20 protein-coding genes are annotated in these 17,980 nt (G+C 71.5%); 12 read left to right on the top strand and 8 right to left on the bottom strand.

Features of this window, described 5'->3' with window-relative positions; translation table 11 throughout:
* Positions 1-3: 3 nt before the first annotated feature.
* The 4 genes from KME79_RS26085 to KME79_RS26100 form a co-directional block, all read right to left on the bottom strand.
* Positions 4-345, bottom strand: a complete 342-nt coding sequence (locus KME79_RS26085; RefSeq protein WP_148035232.1) for an ArsR/SmtB family transcription factor — start codon at positions 343-345, stop codon at positions 4-6.
* Positions 342-785, bottom strand: a complete 444-nt coding sequence (locus tag KME79_RS26090; RefSeq protein ID WP_219546736.1) for an SRPBCC family protein — start codon at positions 783-785, stop codon at positions 342-344. The genes KME79_RS26085 and KME79_RS26090 overlap by 4 nt, the downstream gene beginning before the upstream one ends.
* 83 nt (positions 786-868) lie before the next feature.
* Positions 869-1,237 carry a hypothetical protein gene (locus KME79_RS26095; RefSeq protein WP_219546737.1) on the bottom strand — a complete coding sequence of 123 codons (369 nt, stop codon included), beginning with the start codon at positions 1,235-1,237 and terminating at the stop codon, positions 869-871.
* Between the two features lie 9 nt (positions 1,238-1,246).
* Positions 1,247-1,861: a TetR/AcrR family transcriptional regulator gene (locus tag KME79_RS26100; protein WP_148035235.1), complete on the bottom strand. Its 615-nt coding sequence runs from the start codon at positions 1,859-1,861 to the stop codon at positions 1,247-1,249.
* 190 nt (positions 1,862-2,051) lie between these two features.
* Here KME79_RS26100 and KME79_RS26105 point away from each other — a divergent pair, with 190 nt between their 5' ends.
* The 7 genes from KME79_RS26105 to KME79_RS26135 all read left to right on the top strand — a co-directional run bounded on the left by KME79_RS26105 (position 2,052) and on the right by KME79_RS26135 (position 10,452).
* A complete protein-coding gene (locus KME79_RS26105; RefSeq protein WP_219546738.1) occupies positions 2,052-3,641 on the top strand; it encodes an MFS transporter in 1,590 nt (529 codons plus the stop codon).
* A 120-nt stretch (positions 3,642-3,761) separates the two neighbouring features.
* Positions 3,762-4,745: a phosphotriesterase family protein gene (locus KME79_RS26110; RefSeq protein ID WP_219546739.1), complete on the top strand. Its 984-nt coding sequence runs from the start codon at positions 3,762-3,764 to the stop codon at positions 4,743-4,745.
* Between the two features lie 37 nt (positions 4,746-4,782).
* Positions 4,783-5,736, top strand: a complete 954-nt coding sequence (locus tag KME79_RS26115) for a phosphotriesterase family protein (RefSeq protein WP_308249057.1) — start codon at positions 4,783-4,785, stop codon at positions 5,734-5,736.
* A gap of 14 nt (positions 5,737-5,750) precedes the next feature.
* Positions 5,751-6,869 (top strand): FAD-dependent monooxygenase, encoded by a 1,119-nt coding sequence (locus KME79_RS26120; protein WP_219546740.1) that lies wholly within the window; start codon positions 5,751-5,753, stop codon positions 6,867-6,869.
* A 33-nt stretch (positions 6,870-6,902) separates the two neighbouring features.
* Positions 6,903-7,808 carry an alpha/beta hydrolase gene (locus KME79_RS26125; RefSeq protein ID WP_219546741.1) on the top strand — a complete coding sequence of 302 codons (906 nt, stop codon included), beginning with the start codon at positions 6,903-6,905 and terminating at the stop codon, positions 7,806-7,808.
* Entirely contained in the window at positions 7,805-8,725 is a 921-nt protein-coding gene (locus KME79_RS26130; RefSeq protein ID WP_219546742.1) for an MBL fold metallo-hydrolase, read from the top strand. The genes KME79_RS26125 and KME79_RS26130 overlap by 4 nt, the downstream gene beginning before the upstream one ends.
* An 8-nt stretch (positions 8,726-8,733) precedes the next feature.
* On the top strand, positions 8,734-10,452 hold the full coding sequence (locus tag KME79_RS26135) for a CocE/NonD family hydrolase (protein WP_219546743.1): 1,719 nt from the start codon (positions 8,734-8,736) through the stop codon (positions 10,450-10,452).
* A gap of 11 nt (positions 10,453-10,463) precedes the next feature.
* On the opposite strand, the gene KME79_RS26140 is transcribed toward KME79_RS26135, so the two are convergent.
* A complete protein-coding gene (locus KME79_RS26140; RefSeq protein WP_219546744.1) occupies positions 10,464-12,911 on the bottom strand; it encodes an SCO7613 C-terminal domain-containing membrane protein in 2,448 nt (815 codons plus the stop codon).
* A gap of 250 nt (positions 12,912-13,161) precedes the next feature.
* Here KME79_RS26140 and KME79_RS26145 point away from each other — a divergent pair, with 250 nt between their 5' ends.
* Positions 13,162-13,674 carry an RNA polymerase sigma factor gene (locus tag KME79_RS26145; RefSeq protein ID WP_308249058.1) on the top strand — a complete coding sequence of 171 codons (513 nt, stop codon included), beginning with the start codon at positions 13,162-13,164 and terminating at the stop codon, positions 13,672-13,674.
* A 5-nt stretch (positions 13,675-13,679) separates the two neighbouring features.
* The gene (locus tag KME79_RS26150; RefSeq protein WP_246640472.1) at positions 13,680-14,768 is read left to right on the top strand and encodes a CU044_5270 family protein; all 1,089 of its coding nucleotides are present in this window, start codon (positions 13,680-13,682) and stop codon (positions 14,766-14,768) included.
* A gap of 5 nt (positions 14,769-14,773) precedes the next feature.
* On the opposite strand, the gene KME79_RS26155 is transcribed toward KME79_RS26150, so the two are convergent.
* Positions 14,774-14,950, bottom strand: a complete 177-nt coding sequence (locus tag KME79_RS26155; RefSeq protein WP_219546746.1) for a hypothetical protein — start codon at positions 14,948-14,950, stop codon at positions 14,774-14,776.
* 118 nt (positions 14,951-15,068) lie between these two features.
* On the opposite strand from KME79_RS26155, the gene KME79_RS26160 reads away from it, so the two are divergent.
* The 3 genes from KME79_RS26160 to KME79_RS26170 all read left to right on the top strand — a co-directional run bounded on the left by KME79_RS26160 (position 15,069) and on the right by KME79_RS26170 (position 16,343).
* Complete coding sequence (locus KME79_RS26160; RefSeq protein ID WP_246640452.1) at positions 15,069-15,524, top strand: MarR family winged helix-turn-helix transcriptional regulator; 456 nt, start codon at positions 15,069-15,071, stop codon at positions 15,522-15,524.
* Between the two features lie 73 nt (positions 15,525-15,597).
* Entirely contained in the window at positions 15,598-15,918 is a 321-nt protein-coding gene (locus KME79_RS26165; RefSeq protein ID WP_148035246.1) for a DMT family transporter, read from the top strand.
* Between the two features lie 44 nt (positions 15,919-15,962).
* On the top strand, positions 15,963-16,343 hold the full coding sequence (locus tag KME79_RS26170; protein WP_219546747.1) for a DMT family transporter: 381 nt from the start codon (positions 15,963-15,965) through the stop codon (positions 16,341-16,343).
* On the opposite strand, the gene KME79_RS26175 is transcribed toward KME79_RS26170, so the two are convergent.
* The gene (locus KME79_RS26175) at positions 16,336-17,148 is read right to left on the bottom strand and encodes a DUF6114 domain-containing protein (RefSeq protein WP_219546748.1); all 813 of its coding nucleotides are present in this window, start codon (positions 17,146-17,148) and stop codon (positions 16,336-16,338) included. The two genes, KME79_RS26170 and KME79_RS26175, sit on opposite strands and share 8 nt — an antisense overlap.
* Positions 17,149-17,150: 2 nt before the next feature.
* Complete coding sequence (locus KME79_RS26180) at positions 17,151-17,753, bottom strand: DUF6230 family protein (protein WP_219546749.1); 603 nt, start codon at positions 17,751-17,753, stop codon at positions 17,151-17,153.
* Positions 17,754-17,980 lie beyond the last annotated feature (227 nt).

The following is a 17,980-nucleotide window of genomic DNA, read 5'->3' on the forward strand; positions in this document are numbered from 1 at the left end:
GATTCACTGGTGATCTTTTTCGCGCTGGATCGTCTCGGCGATCCGCTTGATGCGCCGGAGCCTGGCGTCCCACGCCGCCCCCACCGAGGACAGCTGGGCCACGGCCCGGGCGAGCTGCGCCTCGTCCACCCGGTATCTCTTCTCCCGCCCGGCGGGCGCCGCGTGGACGAGGCCGGCGCGGTCGAGCACGACGAGGTGTTTCGCGATGGCCTGCCGCGTCACGGGCAGCCGCTCGCTGAGACTGGTGGCGGTGCCGCTGCCGTCGGCCAGGAGCAGGTCGAGCATCCGCCGACGGGTCGGATCACCGACCGCGGACCACAGGTCGTCGTCGACGGCGGCGGTCATGGAGCCGACACCAGGCGCGCCGCGTACGCGCCGAGCCGGGGAACGAAGGTGTCCCAGCCCTCGACGTGCTCGCGGTACATCTGGGCCAGCTTGGCGGCCTCCCAGCCCATCTCCCGGAACCCGGTCTCGGTGAGCCGGATCCTCGTGCCCGTGCCCGACGGGGTGAGCTCGAAGGTGACCAGCAGGGATTCGGCGACCTTGCCGTCGGGATAGCACCAGCGGAACGAGAACAGCCGGGGCGGCTCCACCTGGACCACGGTCATCGGGGAGACGACCGCCCTGTCACCCCAGACGAACTCCCCGACAGCGCCCGGAGCCGCCTCGAAGTCGGCGTCGTCCGTCCACCACTGCGCGATGTGCTCGGGGCGGCTGACGACCTCGAAAACGACCTCGGGCGAGGCGTCGACGTGGATCTCCCGTTCGATGCTGCCGTACTCCATACGCCCGCTCCTCCTTGACGCGCAACTTTTGGTTGCACGTCAAGTTAGCAGCCGAACCCCCCGACACGCAACCATCGGTTGCGTCAGCCCCCGGCATCCCGGTATCGGTACCACGGGCCCGCCACGTGATCGGCGCCGTCCGGCCGCCCTCGGGGGCTCCTGACATAGCCGTGGGCGCGGTCCCCCAGCCACCCCCGGCCCAGCTCGAAGTAGACCAGGCCGTTCTCGCGGAAGACCCTCTCGAACGTGAGACCGCCGACGGTCCGCTCACCGAGCTCCTCGCCCTCGACCAGCGAGCGGGCGACCGCCTCCATGCCGGCGACCGAGCCGGTGAAGCGGTCGTCCTCCGTGGGAGCCAGGGCCACGAGCGCGACCAGCAGGAGGGCGGCGGACACCAGCACCGCTCCCAGATAGGCGGCGCCGCGTAACGCGGGGCCCTGCGTTCGGCTCACGGGGGCAGGCTAGTGGCGTCCGATCGTGCCGAACCAGCTCTCCGTGAGGACGTCCAGCATCTCGTCGCGCTCGACGCCCCAGGTGCCCGGCTTCCAGTGGCGCGCGACGTGGTCGAGCTCGGTGATCGCGACGACGCCGCGGAAGTGGCGGGTGCCGGCGGGGAACCGGCCGGCGCGGTCGAGCCCCTCCTTGATGTCGCCGGTGGCCTCGTTCAGCCACTCGTCGAGGAGCGCGCGGATGTCGGGGTCGACGGCGGCGGCTTCGAAGGCGGCCGTGGTGTAGGGACGGATCACGTCCCACCGTTCGGAGGTGGACGCCAGCCACGCGCGGATCCGCTCGCGCGAGCCGTCCTCGACCACGTCGACCAGCTCGCGCTCGGTGGACCCGCGCTCGGTGGACGGGGTCCGGTCGAGCGCGGCGTTGAGCCGCTCCGAGATGAGGGCCTTCATCAGCTCGACCTTGGACGGGAAGTACGCGTAGAAGGTCACCCGCGTCGTCCCCGCCGCCGACGCGATGTCGTCGACCGTCGTCGTCGCGTAGCCCTTGGACCCGAACAGGTCGAGACCCGCGTCGAGCAGGAGCTTGCGCGTCATCTCCTTCTGTGCCGCACGGAGCGTCGCCATGCGGCCAGCATAGAGCACCCCGGCCGCCTTCCACTCTCACTGATCGTTCTCAATACATACCGCTCAAACACTTGATGGAGTGTCAAGTCATATGACACATTGCACGCCAATGAGGTGATCGAGCTCACACGGGTGGCCGATCCCGAGCGCGGCCGGAACCGGTCCGGCCTGTGGACAAGAAAGAACCGCGATGACGCAGACCGCTGCGCGCAAGCAGGGCCACACCGCCACGGTGATCGCCGGCTGCTTCGCCGTCCTCCTCGCGCAGGTGGCGTACTCACTGCCCGGCGCCCTCAACGGCACCTTCCACCAGGAGTTCCAGACCACCGGCGCCCAACTGACCTGGGTCACGGCCGCCTTCGCCATCCCCATGGTCGTCTTCGAGCTGACCACCGGCGTGCTCGGCGACCTGTTCGGCCGCAAGCGGCTGCTGCAGGCGGGCGCTCTGCTGACCGTGGCCGGCTCGCTCGTCAGCTACGTCGCCGAGACCGTCCAGGCCCTGTGGATCGGGCAGGCCGTGGCGGGCTTCGGGGCCGCGATCCTCTACCCGATCTCGCTGGCCATGCTGGCCGCGGCCAGCCCGTCGCAGGAGGCCCGGTCCAAGGCCATCGCCGTGTGGGCCGGCTTCCTCTCGATCGGTGCGGCGATCTCCCCGCTGATGGGCGGATGGCTGGCCGAGCAGGGCGACTGGCGGGCGTCGTACCTCGTCGTGGTCGCCGCCGCGGTCGTCTCGATCGTGATCACCCGGTTCGCCGCCGACTCCTCGGCGCCGGAGGGCCGCAAGCTGGACGTCCCCGGCCAGGTCACGCTGGCCTTGGGCCTGATCGCCATCCTCTTCGCCGCCACGCAGGGCTCCGAAGCCGGGTTCGCCCGCCCCGAGATCATCGGCGCCTTCGTCCTGGGCGTCGCGCTCCTCGGCGCCTTCGTCGTCATCGAGCTGCGCACCGAGGTGCCGCTGCTGCACCTCGGCATCTTCGCCAACCGCTCCTACGCGGTCGTCGCGATCGCCACGGTGGTCGGCATGTTCGCGTTCCTCGCGACCTGCTACTCGATGAGCATCTGGCTCGGCGCGATCCAGCACCAGAGCGCCCTGAAGATCGGCGTGCTGTTCCTGTTCATCCAGGGCCCGGCCTTCGTGCTGGTGCCGATCGTCTCCCACCTGATCAGGAACTTCTCGCCCCGCTGGGTGCTCACCGCCGGCTTCTCCCTCATCGCCGTCAGCGGCGTCTGGTGCTCGACCTTCGACGTCCACGACATGGACTGGACGCGGTTCATCGCCCCGATGCTGGCGCTCGGCGTCGGCTTCGCGCTCACCGTCGGCTCGATCACGGCGGTCGCGATCAACACCGTTCCGCTGCGGCTCGCAGGCATGGCCAGCGCCACCACCAACCTGCTCCGCGACTTCGGCTTCGCCCTCGGCCCGGTGCTCATCGCCGCGTTCGCGGTCAGCCGGGCGAACAGCGACATGAGCGCCGGTTTCGGCGGGGCACTCGGCGCGTCCGGCCTCCAGCCGCCGTACACCGACGTCGCCGGAGGGATCGCGAACGGGAGCGGCGCCATGGCGATCAACTCGATGCCGGTAGTGCCCGGCGCCGGTCCGGACATGCCGCCGGTGCCGATGCCCGAGAGCCTGCGCACGCTCGCGCTCGAGTCGCTCGGCAGCGCCTACAGCCTCGCGTTCCTGGTCGCCGCCCTCTGCGCCGCCGCCGCCGCGGCCCTGACGCTGTTCGGGCTCTTCGGCTCGAAGCACGACGCCGACCTGCCCAGTACGAATGGATAGGTAAATTTACGTGACGGACATTTACTTGACACAATGTAAAACCAGATGCCACGATTCACAGTGCGGGGTGACGCGGTCACTCGCTGAGACCCGAGCTGAAACCCGAAAGGAGTGGCAGTGATGGGCGCCCAGACCGACACCGTCAACACCGTCAACACCGTCCTCGGCCCGGTTCCCGCGCGGGAGCTGGGTGTCGTCGCGGTGCACGAAGCCCTGCTGTCGGTGTTCCCGGGAGCGGAGCACGCGTTCGACGTCACCCTCGACCGCGCCGAGATCTTCGAGACCCTGGCCGCGAAGCTGACGGACTTCCGCCGCCATGGAGGCGGCACGATCGTCGACAGCACCGGCATGTTCCACGGGCGCGACGTGCGGCTCTACGAGACCCTCTCGCGCGCCACCGGCGTGCACATCGTCGCGTCGACGGGCCAGGGCCCCGAGGAGCTGCTCGGCGGCTACTTCCTGACGCCGCAGACCAACCCGCCGACGCCCTGGCCCGCCGAGAAGTTCGCCGACCTCTTCGCCAAGGAGGTCACCGAGGGCATGGTGGTCCCCCGGGTCGAGCGGCGTGGCCCCGCCGGTCTCATGGCCACCGCCGCGACAACCGCGGGCATGACCGCGACCGACGAGAGCCTGTTCCGCGGCGCGGCCAGGGCCGCCCTCGCCACCGGCGTCCCGGTGTCCATCCGTTACGGCGGCGACGCCGTACACGATCTCGAGGTCGTCCTGGACGAGAAGCTGCCCGCCGGGCGCGTCGTCGTCGGCGGGCTCGACCGCAGGGACGCCGTCGCGGCCGGCGCGCCGCTCGCGGTCGCCGCCCGCGGCGCCTACGTCGCCCTCGACCACGTGGGCACCAAGGACGACGCCCACGTCACCGACGCCGAACGCGCCGCCCTGGTCGCCGAGCTGATCGAGGCCGGCCACCGCGACCGGATCCTGCTCTCCAGCAACGCGACCGGCGTCGCCAAGGGACACCCCGCCAACGACGTGCGCTACAGCCACGTCCTCACCACGTTCGTCCCCCTCCTCAGGACACGGGGCCTCGGCGACGAGGACGTCCGGCGGATCCTCGTGGACAACCCCCGCGACCTGCTGTCGGTGCGCTGAGCGCGACAGCCCGAGAGAGCTTTTGAAGGTGAGTTCTGTGTCGAGAGTGAACACCGTCCTGGGGCCGATCCCGGCCGAGGAACTCGGTCTCGTGGCCGTCCACGAGCACATCGGGTACGGCATGCCGGGCTCCGAACTGGACACGAAGTGGTGGAAGACCCCCGAGCGGCGATACGAGGAGACCGTCCCGAAGCTGCGCCGGTTCCATGAGTACGGCGGCGGCACCTTCGTCGACGCGACCGGCATCTGCAACGGCCGCGACGTCGACTACTACAGGTCGCTGTCGGCCAAGACCGGCGTGCACATCGTGGCGAGCACCGGCTTCGTCGGCGGCGACACCGCGCTGCCGTTCTTCGCCCGGGCGAGCGTCGGCTACCTGACCGAGCACTTCGTCCACGAGATCACCGTGGGCATCGGCGACACCGGCGGCCGCGCCGGCGTCATCAAGGTCGGCGTGAGCCGCGGCGGCCGCATGACGGACCTGGACAAGCGCATCTACCGCGCCGCCGCCCGCGCGGCCCTGGCCACCGGCGTGCCCATCCTGACCCACCTGGCGATCGACGCCGAGAACGCCATCGCCATCTTCACCGAGGAGGGCCTCCCGCTCGACCGCGTCCTGTTCGGGCACGTCGACGACGGGGTGAACGCCGGCAAGACCCGTGACACCTGGATCGCGGAGCAGGGCGGCCGGATCGGGTTCGACACCTTCGGCTACGAGACCGAGCTGGAGGACCCGCCCTTCTGGGCCCGTCCGCGCAAGGAGCGGCTGGACCACTTCCTGCGCTTCATCGGTCAGGGGCACCTCGGCAAGGTGCTCGCCTCGGCCGACGCCAACTGCAGCCCGCTGGGCTGGCCGGGCGTGAAGGGCCACACGGTCAACTACATCTTCGAGGACCTCATCCCGGACCTGCGTGCCGCCGGCCTCGACGAGGCCACGATCACCACCATCTTCGTCGACAACCCCGCCGACTTCCTGACGATCCAGAACTGACAAGGACCACAAGCATGCAGCCCTCAGACCTGAAGAACCTGAAGATCGCCGTCGTCGGCGCGGGGTACGCCGGCGCCGCCGCGGCCAAGGCTCTGAGCCTCCTCGGCGCCACCGTCGACGTCTACGAGCAGGCGAGCCGGATCCACGAGGTCGGCGCCGGCATCGGCCTGCGGCCGTCCACCATGGACCGGTTCCGACAGTGGGGCATCTTCGACGCGATCGCGAAGGTGAGCTCGCCGAGCGACTACTTCGAGATCCTCACCGCCACCGCCGAGCCGATCATCAAGGAGGCCTGGCCGGAGATCGACACCTTCGGCGAGAAGACCCGGCTGATCCACCGCTGCGACTTCATCGAGGCCCTCCTGGGCGTGCTCCCCGAGGGCATGGTCCACCTCGGCCACAAGCTGGAGGGCATCCAGGACGAGGGCGACAGGGCGACGCTGACCTTCGCCAACGGCGCGTCGGCCACCGCCGACCTGGTGGTGGGCGCCGACGGCATCAAGTCGGTCGTACGCGCGCGGCTGTTCGGCGACAACCGGCCGGTGTTCTCCGGCGAGCACGCCTACCGCGTCGTGATCCCCGTCGGCGACGCCCACGGGATGGCCGTCGACGACAACTTCCGGATGTACATCGGCCGGGGCACGAAGGTCTACTTCCTGCCGCTGCGCCACCGCGACCAGGTCTCGTTCGACATCACCGCCCTGTGCCCCGACAGCACCTGGGCGCCCAAGGTCACCAAGGACGACCTGCTGAAGTGTGTCGAGGGCTTCGACGAGCGGATCGTGAACATCACCCGCGGCCTCGACATGGACGCCGTCAACTGCCGCGCGGTCTACGACATCGACCCGGTCGACACGTGGCACTCCGGCTCCGTCGTGCTCGTGGGCGACGCGGCCCACTCGATGCTGCACCACCAGGGTCAGGGCGCCAACTCGGCGATCCTGGACGCCGGCGCCCTCGCCGACGCGCTCAAGGAGGCCGGCTCCGTCAAGGAGGCGCTGGCGAGCTACCAGGCCGCCCGCAAGCCGGTGACCGACGAGCTGCAGCGGATCTCGCGCCAGGGCTGGACCGAGGACGAGATCAGCGACGTCTTCCCCGGCCAGAAGCCCTCGTCCCAGACGCCCACGTCGTAGCGCCCACGTCCCGGAACATCCCGAAGGTCTGACATGCCACTGCACCCTGACATCGCCCGCGTCCTCGCCGGCCTGCCGGCGCCTCCTCCCGGCCCGCTGGACCCTGCGGCGATGCGCGCCGCCGAGGAGGCCCAGGTCCCGCCCGTGGCCGACCGGCTGCCGCTCCACTCCGTCGAGGACGTCACCGCTGGACAGGTCCCGGTGCGGGTCTACACACCGCACGAGGCGGACGCGTACGGCCTGCTCGTCTATTTCCACGGCGGCGCGTTCTTCCTCGGCAGCCTGGACACCCACGACCACGTCGCAAGGTCGCTGGCGAAGGAGACCGGGCTCAAGGTCGTCTCCGTCGGCTACCGGCGAGCGCCCGAGCACGTCTTCCCCGCCGGGCTCGACGACTGCTACGCCGCGGTCCGCTGGGCGGCCGGGAACCTCGGCCGGGAGGGCGCGACGCTGGCCGTCGCCGGTGACAGCTCAGGCGGCACGTTCGCCGCCGCGGTCGCCGGTCTGGCGCGCGACGACGGCTTCGACCGGATCACCCACCAGGTGCTGTTCTACCCGTCGCTCGATCTCGACTTCGACGTGGACCGCTACGCCTCGCTGCGCGAGAACGCCGTCGGCTACGGCCTGGAGACGGCGGGGCTGAAGCCGTTCAACGCCTTCTACCTCGACAGCGGCGCCGACCCCGCCGATCCGCGGGTCTCGCCGATCAAGCGGGCCGACCTCACCGGGCTGCCGCCCGCGCTGATCGTGACCGCGGAGTACGACCCGATGCGCGACGAGGGCGAGCTCTACGGCCGGCGGCTCAAGGAGGCAGGCGTGGCGGCGACGGTGAGCCGATATCCGGGCGCCGGCCACGGGTTCGTCCAGCACTTCTCCTGGATCCCGGAGTACCACCGGGTCTTCGAGGAGACGGCCGCCTTCCTGAGAGGCACGTCATGAACGTCCATCCCCTGGTCTCGCCGTGGGGCCGGTTCGGGCTGTACAGCTTCTTCCTCGACGCGCCCGAGCCGGCCGTCGTCGACACCGGGATCGCCTCCTCGCCCGCAGAGGGCATGGCACCCGCGCTGGCCGCCATCGGGCGGCGCATCGAGGACGTGCGCTGGATCCTGCTGACCCACGGGCACATCGACCACGTCGGCGGCGCCCACGCCCTGTGGGAGCTGACCGGCCGCCGCGCGCGGGTGGTCATCCACGAGGCCGACGCCCCGATGCTGCGCTCGCGCCGGGCGCACGTGGACGAGTACCTCCGGGGCCGGGGCCGCTACCTGAACGACCCGGAGGGCGAGGCCAAGGTGACGGCCGCCGCCGACGCGGTCATCTCCGGCGAACTGGAGCCGCACGTGCTGGTCCAGGGCGGCGAGACCCTCTCGCTCGGCGGCGACGTCACCGTCTCCGTCCACGCGATCCCCGGCCACACGCCCGGATCGGTGGCCTACGACGTCGGCGGCCGGGTGTTCGTCGGCGACGCCGTCCAGGTCCACGGGGCCGCCAACGGCTTCCCCGGCTTCACGGACCCGGCCGCGTACCGCGAGAGCCTGCGCTTCCTGCGCGACGAGATCCGGCCGCGCCACCTCTACCTCGGTCACCCGTACCGGCGCGCGGACGGCACCCCGTACGGCGTCGAGCTCGACGCGGGGCAGGCCCGCGAGGCGCTCCAGCAGAGCCTGGACATCGAGGCGCGGGTGGGTGAGGCGGCCCGCCGCTGCCTCCTGGACGGCCCGCGGGAGACGGACTCGCCGTACTCGCCGTTCGCGCCCGTCGCCGAGAGCCTCGGCTACACCGGCGACCCGGCGCTGGAGCCGTCGCCGTTCTTCACGTCGATGCACGGCTACCGCACGCACTTCGACCAGGACTAGGACATCTCATGGCTGACTTCCAGACGATCCACGCAGGCGGGCAGGCGATCGCCGTACGCAAGGACCTGCGGGTGCCGATGCGCGACGGGGTCACCCTCGCCGCGGACGCCTACCACGGCACGGAGGACCGGCCGCGCCCTGCCCTGATCGCGATGAGCGCCTACGGCAAGGAGCTGCAGGCCCTCGCGCTCACCACACCGCCGCAGCGCCGCCCCAGCCCGATGTGGGACGGTTGCATCGAGGCCGGCGACATCGCGCGCGTCGTCAAGGAGGACTACGTCCACGTCATCGGCGACATGCGCGGCACCGGCGACTCCGGCGGCGTGATGATCGGCAACTACAACGCCGGCGGCGTCCCCCAGGGCCAGGACCTGTACGACGTCGTCGAATGGGTCGCCGCGCAGCCGTGGTGCGACGGGAACGTCGGCATGATCGGCATCTCGTACTTCGGGTCGATGCAGGTGTACGCCGCGGCCGAGCGCCCGCCGCACCTGAAGGCGATCTTCGTCAGCGGCGGCCACTTCGACTTCTACGAGACCACCTACCACGGCGGCATCATGTGGTTCATGCCCAGGGCCGCCCGCGAGGGACGCGGCGGCGACTCCGGCATCGCCCACACCGACGTACGGTCCCGCATGCAGGAGGTCCACTCCCCCGAGGAGCTCAGGAAGCTCGTGGACGAGCGCCTGCGGGACCCGGACGTCGCCGCGTGGCCGAACCTCGTGCACGTGCTGAGGTACCCGAGGAACCGCGAGTTCTGGTTCGACATCGTGATGAACGACCTCGACGGCGAGTGGTACGAGGAGCGCAACCCCGTCAAGCTGGCCGAGAACATCGACATCCCGGTCTACCTGCAGATCGACCAGGGACGCGGCTGGACCGTCGACGGCCACATCGAGCTGTTCGACGTGCTGAAGGGCCCCAAGAAGCTCGACATCGGCTCCTACCCGCCGATGCAGTCGCGCCCCTGGATCGAGGAGCACGACAAGATGTTCCGCTGGTACGACTACTGGCTCAAGGGCATCGACAACGGCATCATGGACGAACCCGCCGTCAGCGTCTTCGTGGAGGGCTCGCGCGAGGTGGTCACCGCGGCGCAGTGGCCGCCGAAGGAGATCGACTACAGGCCGCTCTACCTGCGCCCGCGCCACAAGCTCTCCCCCGAGCCCGAGCTGATGGGCGCCGAGCACGCCGCCCCGGACGGCTTCTACCAGGCGCCCCTCACGGTGACCGACAAGGTGGAGATCGTCAGCTGGAGCACCGAGCCGTTCGAGGAGCCCGTGGAGCTCATCGGCACCGGCGCGGCGCACCTGTTCGCCGAGATCGACCAGGATGACACGAACTTCATCATGCGGCTGTGGGACGTCGCCCCGGACGGCGGCCGGCAGCTGATCACCACGGGTTTCCTCAAGGCGTCGCACCGGGAGCTGGACGACCGGACCACCGAGGGCAACCCGTACCACCCGCACACCCGCGCCGTGCCCGTGAAGCCCGGCGAGATCGAGGAGTACGTCCTGCGGCTCTACCCGTTCGCGGCGACGTTCCGCCCCGGCCACCGGCTGCTGGTGGAGCTGTCCAACGACGAACCGCTGGCCGACGCGCACAACGCGCTGCTGCCGCCGGACGCCTTCCACCTGCCGGTGGGCCGTCCCGTCACGCACAAGATCTACCGCGACGCGGCCCACCCGTCCCGGCTCGTCCTGCCGTTCACCAAGCGGCACGGGTAGGCCGTTTCCGGTCAGTCCATCGCCGTCAAGGTGTCACGCAGCTTACGCAGGTCCCGCATGCGGGCCTCGTACGTCGCCCCGACCACCACGAGCAACAGCCCGCCCACGGCGATCGGCGCCCAGCGCGGCACCACGAGGAGCATCTCCGACACGTACGGTGCCAGCTCCCGCACCGCGACACCGGCGAGCACGACGGCTCCGATCACCGTGGGCGCCTGCAGCCGGAACCTGGCCCCGGCGACCAGCACCACCAGCGCCACCACGCCGAGGCCCAGCGAGCGCCGCCATTCGGCGTCCGCGTAGACCGCGACCAGGCTGGGCAGCATCGTGAAGGAGAGGCCCGCGCCGTACGCCGCCCAGGACCCGGCCGGTGCGCCACGCCGCCGCCACCAGCCGGACCCCAGCAGGACCAGCGAGCACGGCACCGTGTACGCCTCGACCACGGTGACCTCGTCCGCCCCCAGCCGCAGCCACGAGGCCAGCAACAGCAGGACGGCGCCGGTGTACCTGAGACCGCGCGCGCCTCTCTGGCCCGCCCGCAGCGACCAGAGCAGCGCCAGCACACCGGCCACGGCGAATCCCATGCTCGCCGCGACCAGGACGCGCACGCCCAGCGAGAGCCCCGCCGCCACCGCCTCCAGCCCGAGGAACAGCGCGGCGAAGGCCGGCGCCCAGACCCGGAGCTCCTTCGTCCTGCCCGCCAGCGCCATGACGGCGGCCGCCGACGCCAGGACAGGCAGCACGATCAGCGTCGCCGGCTCGCTGCCGAACGCGTACGCCGCCGCCCGCGTCGAGGCCGCCCCGGCGACGAGCGCACACGCCCCGGCCCACCACGTCGCCCGGCCCAGCGTGGCGGCGACCGCCAGCGCGACGGCCAGCGCCACCTGGACCGCCACCACGGCCGGGTAGGCCATCGCGAAGGCCTGAGGCGCGACGGCGACCATGAGCGCCCCGACCACCAGCGCCCCACACCCCGCGACCCGCGCAGCGGTGCCATGAGACCGCGCCGGCTCTTCAGAAGTCCCGGGCACCGCACCATGAGACCGCGCCGGCTCTTCAGCAGCGCCGCGCACCGGCCGCGCGCGCACGGCCGTCACCAGGAGGGCGGCGGCCACCGTGCCCAGCACCACCACGTCCGCGGGCGACACCGTCGCGAACGGCTGCCACTGCGGTCCGCCCCACGTGCCCGTCCAGAACACGTCCAGCCACGGGAGCGGCGACCCCAGGGTGACCACGAGCCGGGGCAGCAGCGTCAGCGTGACCAGCAACGCCACCAGCCAACCGGTGGTCATGCCCGCGAGCCGTACCCTCCGCCAGGGCAGCCACGTGGCGGCGAGCACCACCGCGAGCGCCGGCACGAGATAGGCCAGGGAGCGCCAGCCCGCGCCCGGACCGGCCAGCGCCGCCTGCGCGGGCGCGGCCACCACGGCGATCAGCGTGAACGCGGTCCCGGCGGCGACCACGGCGGCCCAGGTCTCCCCCTCGACCTTGCCCTGCCTGGCCAGCAGCCAGGTCGCGAACCCGCCGAGCAGAGCCAGCGCCACCAGCGGCGCCACCCTCACCAGGGCCTCACCGACGGACGGGGCCCCCAGCGCGTACGGCGTGCCGCCCAGCAGGGCGAGCGCGGCGACCCCGCCGCCGGCCAGGGCGGCCGTCACCCGCACCGCTCCCTGACTGTGACGGACCAGGGCCGCGTCCAGCGCCGCGGTGGCCACCAGCGCGGCGACCAGCCAGGTCCCCGGCAGGGTCCCGGTCAGCAGCGCCAGGACCGGCTGCGCCAGCATCACGGCGACCGGGCCGGGTCCGCGGAGCCGGGTGACCCGGGCGTAGGCCACCAGGATGAGCGCGGTGACCCCGAGCACCCCCGCCGTGTAGTGCAGCGCGTCGAGGGCGCCGGCCCCGAGGAATCCCGCCTGCCTGGCCGCGTAGCCGTCGAGCAGCAGCAGCGCGACCGCGAACCCGGCCACGGTCTCGGCCGTCGCGGTGAGCCCGCGCCGGATCAGCACGACCGGCGCGAACATGACCAGCGCCGTGAACGCGGCCAGCACGGCCGCGCGCCCGCCGATGCCCAGCCACCCCCAGCTCACCACGGTGAACACCACCGCCGCCACCGTCAGCAGCAGGCCGCCGAGGATGAGCAGGACGTTCTTCGCGGCAGCCTGCGAGACCTCCCGCGGCGTGGCGCCGGCCCCCGCGGCCGCGTAACCCGCCGCCGGGTACGGCGCCAGCGGACCGGCGAACGGCGGCGGCACCACGCTCCCGGGGCCCTGACCCGCCGCACCCGCGCCGGCACCGGCACCGGCACCGCCGCCCGCGCGCAGGATACCGAGCAGGTCCGTCCGACGAGCACGCAGCCGGGCCTGCTGGTCCTTCAGCCCGGCGAGCGCCTGGTCCACCTGCCAGAGCTCGTACGCGGCGGGTCCCTGAAGGGGCAGCCCGCACCTCGGGCACCTGGGCACCGGCTCCCGGGACGCGGACAGCGTCGCCCCACAGTCCGGACATGTCATGCTTTGATGCACCGATACTCCGCTTCAGGCCTGTCGAGATGTCCCATATCTCACCCTGGCCTCCTTGCGAACCACTGTCACGCGTCCAAGGCGCCCTGCTCGCCGAGCGGCAGGGGCCGGATCTGACGGGATCTGTAATTTCTGATGGTCTCGGACCACTTCCTCCTGTGAACAGTTCCGGGACACGTGAGGGGTTGGGGCGGTGACGAGCGATCGAGAGCGCTTCACCACCATCTACGACGAGTGCCGACAACGCGTCTGGGCCTACGTGGTCAGCCGCGCCGGCCGGCAGGTGGCCGACGAGGTGGTGAGCGAGACGTTCGCCATCGCCTGGCGCAAGTTCGACCAGATGCCGCGGAACGCCCTGCCATGGCTGCTGGGTGTGGCGCGCAACGTGCTCCGCGACACCATCAGGGCCGAGGCCAGGCGTGAGGGGATCCAGCGCGAGATGCGCGCGTGGATCACCGCCGACGTGGCCGACCACGTGGCCGAGCGCCTGGGCGTGCTCAAGGCCATGGCCAGGCTCAGCCAGGACGAACGCGAGATCCTCGTCCTCGTCGCCTGGCAGGGCCTGAGTCCGAAGGACGCCGCCAAGGTGCTCGGCTGCTCGGTGCCCGCCTTCCGGGTCCGGCTGCACCGGGCGAGGAAACGCCTGCGTGCCGAGCTCGAATCCCTCATGCTGTCCCAGCCCCGGCTCGTCGAGGAGTTGTCGTGAACCCGATGGAAGAGCTGCGTGCCGCCCGACCGGCCCACCTGACCGGCGGGCCGGTCGACCCACGGACCCGGCAGGCCGAGCTGGTCCACGCCTTCGCCCAGCCCACGCAGGTGCCGCGCCGCGGCAGGAAGGCGCTGACCTGGGGCCTGGGCCTGGCGAGCGCGGCGGCGGCCGCCGTGACCGCGGTCGCGCTGGCCGTCGGTTCGGCCCCGGTCGTGTCTCCGGGAGCACCGGACGTCGCGGCGGAACCGGTTACGCTGTCGGCGAGGGAGGTGCTGCTCGTGGCCGCGACCAGCGCGGAGCGCCGGCCCGCCGAAGCCGGCGACTATTGGCACGTCTCCAGCCGCTCCCGCGGCCTCCATCCGGTCAACGAGGGCTTCGTGATCTCCATAGAGCAGGAGAGCGAGAGCTGGGTGGGCGCGGAGGAACAGTGGGGCTCCAGCCGCACCCTGGCCGTCAAGCCCGCGACCGACGCCGACCGGGCCGCCTGGGAGAAGGCGGGTTCGCCGCGAGAGCTGACCTTCGCGGGCCGCAAGCGGATCCCGATCAAGGAGAGCGCGGAGCAGCCGCACATCCGTCACGCGCGGGCCCAGGAGATCTTCTGGCTCGGCCGCAACGTCACCATGTCAGACTTGCGGAGCCTGCCGGCCGATCCGGCGGCGCTCAAGGCGGACCTGCTCCGTTTCTACGAGGGCAAGGACACCGAGTCCGACGCTCCGATGGCTGAGGACGCCTGGCTGTTCCGGGTGACTGAAGGGCTGATCACCGACATGCCGGTGAGCCCGGAGGTGCTCGCGGCGGCCTTCCGGATGCTGGCGGACCTGCCGTCGGTCACCTCACTGGGCCGGGTCACCGACGCCGCCGGGCGCCCGGGCACCGCGATCGCGATCGCGGACATCTCGCAGCGCAAGCCCGGCGACACCGCCAAGGGCGTGCTGCAGGTGCGGCTGATCATCGACGAGAAGGCCGGCCGCGCGCTGGCGCGCGAGAGCGTGGTCGTCAAGCCGGGCGGCCTGCAGGCCGGGCTGGAGCCGGGGACGGTGTGGAGCACCCACACCATCCTGGAGACGGGCTGGACGGACGAGCACCCGTAGACGGTTCACCGTGCGGCCTGCGAGGTGACGCGCTCGACCGCCCGCACGGCGACATCGGGCCGGTCGACATAGATGTGGTGCCCGCTCTTCTCGGCCGTGCTCAGCTTGCTGTCGCCGGACAGCGCGAGCCACTCGCGCTGTCCGGCGGCCCACGCCTCCTCCAGGCGCGGCGGTGGCGACACCGCAACGCTAGGGAACCGACGGCCCCGGAATCGTCACCGCTCGGTGGACATCCGCCGGTAGCTCGCACCGGGGACACGCGGCTTGCGCCGGCGCCAGGTGTCGCGCTACGGTAAGTGCATGCACATGCAGATAGATGGCCTCGGGTCGCAGTGGTCCCAGGTCGCGGCGTTCACGTCCGCGATCGACACGGCTCTGGGCAAGTGGCTCGTGGATGTGCATCGGATCGGGCTGACCGAGTACCGGGCGCTGGCCCATCTCACCCAGGCACCGGACAAGGAACTGCGGGTCAACGATCTCGCGCAGAAGATCGGCCTGAACCAGAGCTCGGCCACCCGGCTGGTCAGCCGACTGGAGAGCAAGGGCGTCGCGCGGCGCGACGTCTGCGCCGACGACGGCCGCGGGGTCTACGCCGTCCTCACCCCGGAAGGCGAGGCGCTCGCGCGTGAGGTGCGGGCGTCCTATGACGAGCGCATCGGCGAACTCCTGGCCAGCGCGTCGGCGGAGGCGCCCCACGTGGACGTCCGCCTGCTCGGCACCGCGCTCCGGCAGATCGCGGACGTCGTTACCCCATGAGTGAGGGCGCCCGGCGCGGTGAGATGCGCACGCGTACAAATATGTATGTACATGCAGAGAGATAAGGAACATCATGAGCTGGCTCTATCTGGCGATCGCCATCGTCTTCGAGATCGCGGTCGCGATCAGCGCGAGCAACGCGAAGGGATTCACCGACCTGTGGTGGACCGTCGCCACGCTCGTCACCGGCGGGATCGCCACGTTCTTCCTCAGCCTCGCGCTGCTGACCTTCGACGTCGGCGTCGGCTACGCCCTGTGGACGTCGATCGCCGGGGTCGGGATCGTCATCGTCGGCGCGCTGCTGCTCGGCCAGCAGCTGACCTGGAAGAAGCTCCTGGGCATCGTCGTCGTCATCGCCGGTGTCATCGGCCTGCAGCTCAGCGGTGGCGCATGACCTCCGCGCGTCCCATCAACACCACACCCGGAAGGACTTCTCCCATGACACCCAGCAAGACCGTCTCCTGGCTCGTCCTGCTCCTGGCAGGAGTGTTCGAGGTCGGCTACGCCCTCACCGTGAACGGCAGCGAAGGCTTCACCCGTCCGGGCTGGTCGGTCGTCGCCGTCGTGTTCTTCCTTCTCACCCTGTTCTGCCTCAGCGTCGCCCTGAAGGGCGTCGACGTCGGCATCGGCTACGCCGTGTGGGCCGGCATCGGGGCCGTCGGCGCGGCACTCCTGGGCCCGGTGTTCTTCGACGAGGTGCTGACCCCGGCGCGCGCCTTCTGGCTGGCCGTGATCATCGCCGGGGTGGTGTGGCTCAAGCTCGCCGACAGTCCCGCCCTGGAGGACAGGCCCGAGAAGACGGCGGCCGGAGTCAGCTGACCCGCTGCGTCAACCCTTCGATCCGGGCGCGGGCCGCACGGACGAGGAGCCGGTCGGCCTCGACGTCCGTGACGGTCATGGACGGCAGCGGCAGCGCGGGCGGCGGCAGCTCGGGAGTGAACGTGAGGGCGACGCCGCCGACCCGGGCACGCAGCCGGGTCACGTACATGACGACACCGCCCGACAGCCGCAGCCGGGAGAACCGCTGGTGGACGGCCGCATCGGAACCACGCGTCCGGTGCAGGCCGTCCTCGATCTCGACGGCGGACATGGACAGCTTGAGACGGGGGCCGGCGGGCCGGCTCACCACTCCTTCGAACCGGCCGCCCCACAGGGTGAGCCGCGCGGCTTCGAGCCCGGAATCGGCGGGCCCGGAGAGGTGGGGGGCCGGCAGGGCGAGAACGAGAGCCACCGGGACGGCCGCGATCGCGCGCAGCGGTTCCTCCCGCCGGCGGACGGGGCGGCCGTCGGGGCTCCAGGCGCACAGGAGCGCGCCACCCGTGAGCCCGGCGAGCATGCCGAGGCCGAGACCGCCGAGGTTGGACGTGACGAATGAGCCCAGTGACAGCGCGATGGCGGCGACCCCGAGGAACACCCGCTGCCCGTGCTGCCACCAGCTCAGCAGGCCGGCCGCGACGAGGAGCAGCCCCGCCAGATAGCCGGAGATCCCGGCGACCCCCTGCCGGACCAGGAGCGGGAGCGGCGCGAGCGGCGCCAGCAGGATGACGGCCCCACCGGCGGCCACCCACAGCCCGCCCCAGAAGGGACGGGTACGCCGCCACCGGCGGAATCGGGTGTCAGGCATGGTCAGAAGCACTCGTGGTCGCCGGGCTCGAAGCTGAGCCGCAGCCCGTTGAGCCGGAAGGTGCCGGCGTTGACGGCGTAGGCGGTCTGCCGCAGGCCGGTGATGCGCACGGTGGCCGCCTGCTGGCCGATGTCGCCCGGACGGCCGCCCAGACCGGCGGGGGCGTCGAGGGTGGCGGCGTCGCGGCCGATCTCGATGTCGCCGAACGTGACGTCGCCGGAGAGCTGGTGGAGGTCGATGACGAGGTTCGCGGCCTCCACGGGCCGCTCTCCGTCGCCCGCCCTGACCAGGAACGTGACCGGGCCGACTGGAGTGCGTACGAGCGCCGACTGGCACAGGCCGGTGATCCGCGCCCGGCCGATCACCGAGACGAGGACCGGACGCCGCCCCTCGGCGGTCGACGTCACGTCTCCGTACTGGGCGAATCCCTTGCCCACGAGCCGGTCGGCCGAGATCTTGAACCGCTCGCCGGACAGCGCGAACGACGCCGCGACGCCCCCTTCGCCGGTCACGCCGACGAGGATCGCGGCCGCCGCCAGCGCGGGGACGAGCACCGCGGCGAAGCGCCGCCACCGCGTGCGGCCGAGCCGCGTCTCGGCTGACATGGCGCTCACCTTCGCTCGGGCGCGGGACGGGGAAGCCGGAACGAGTGAACCGGCGGGCCCAGTATAGGGACTCTTTGCATAATGTTGACTACTCTCGGCAACATTCCTTACGTTTCCGCGGCGCACCACACCATCCCTTAACAGGAGGCATGACGCTTACCAGCAAGGAACACGAACAGTCGCTGTTCGACCACGTACGGCTGTGATGCCATGGGTGTCGCCGACGA

It is taken from the genome of Nonomuraea harbinensis (assembly GCF_019396385.1).
GTDB classification, from domain to species: Bacteria; Actinomycetota; Actinomycetes; order Streptosporangiales; family Streptosporangiaceae; genus Nonomuraea; species Nonomuraea ferruginea.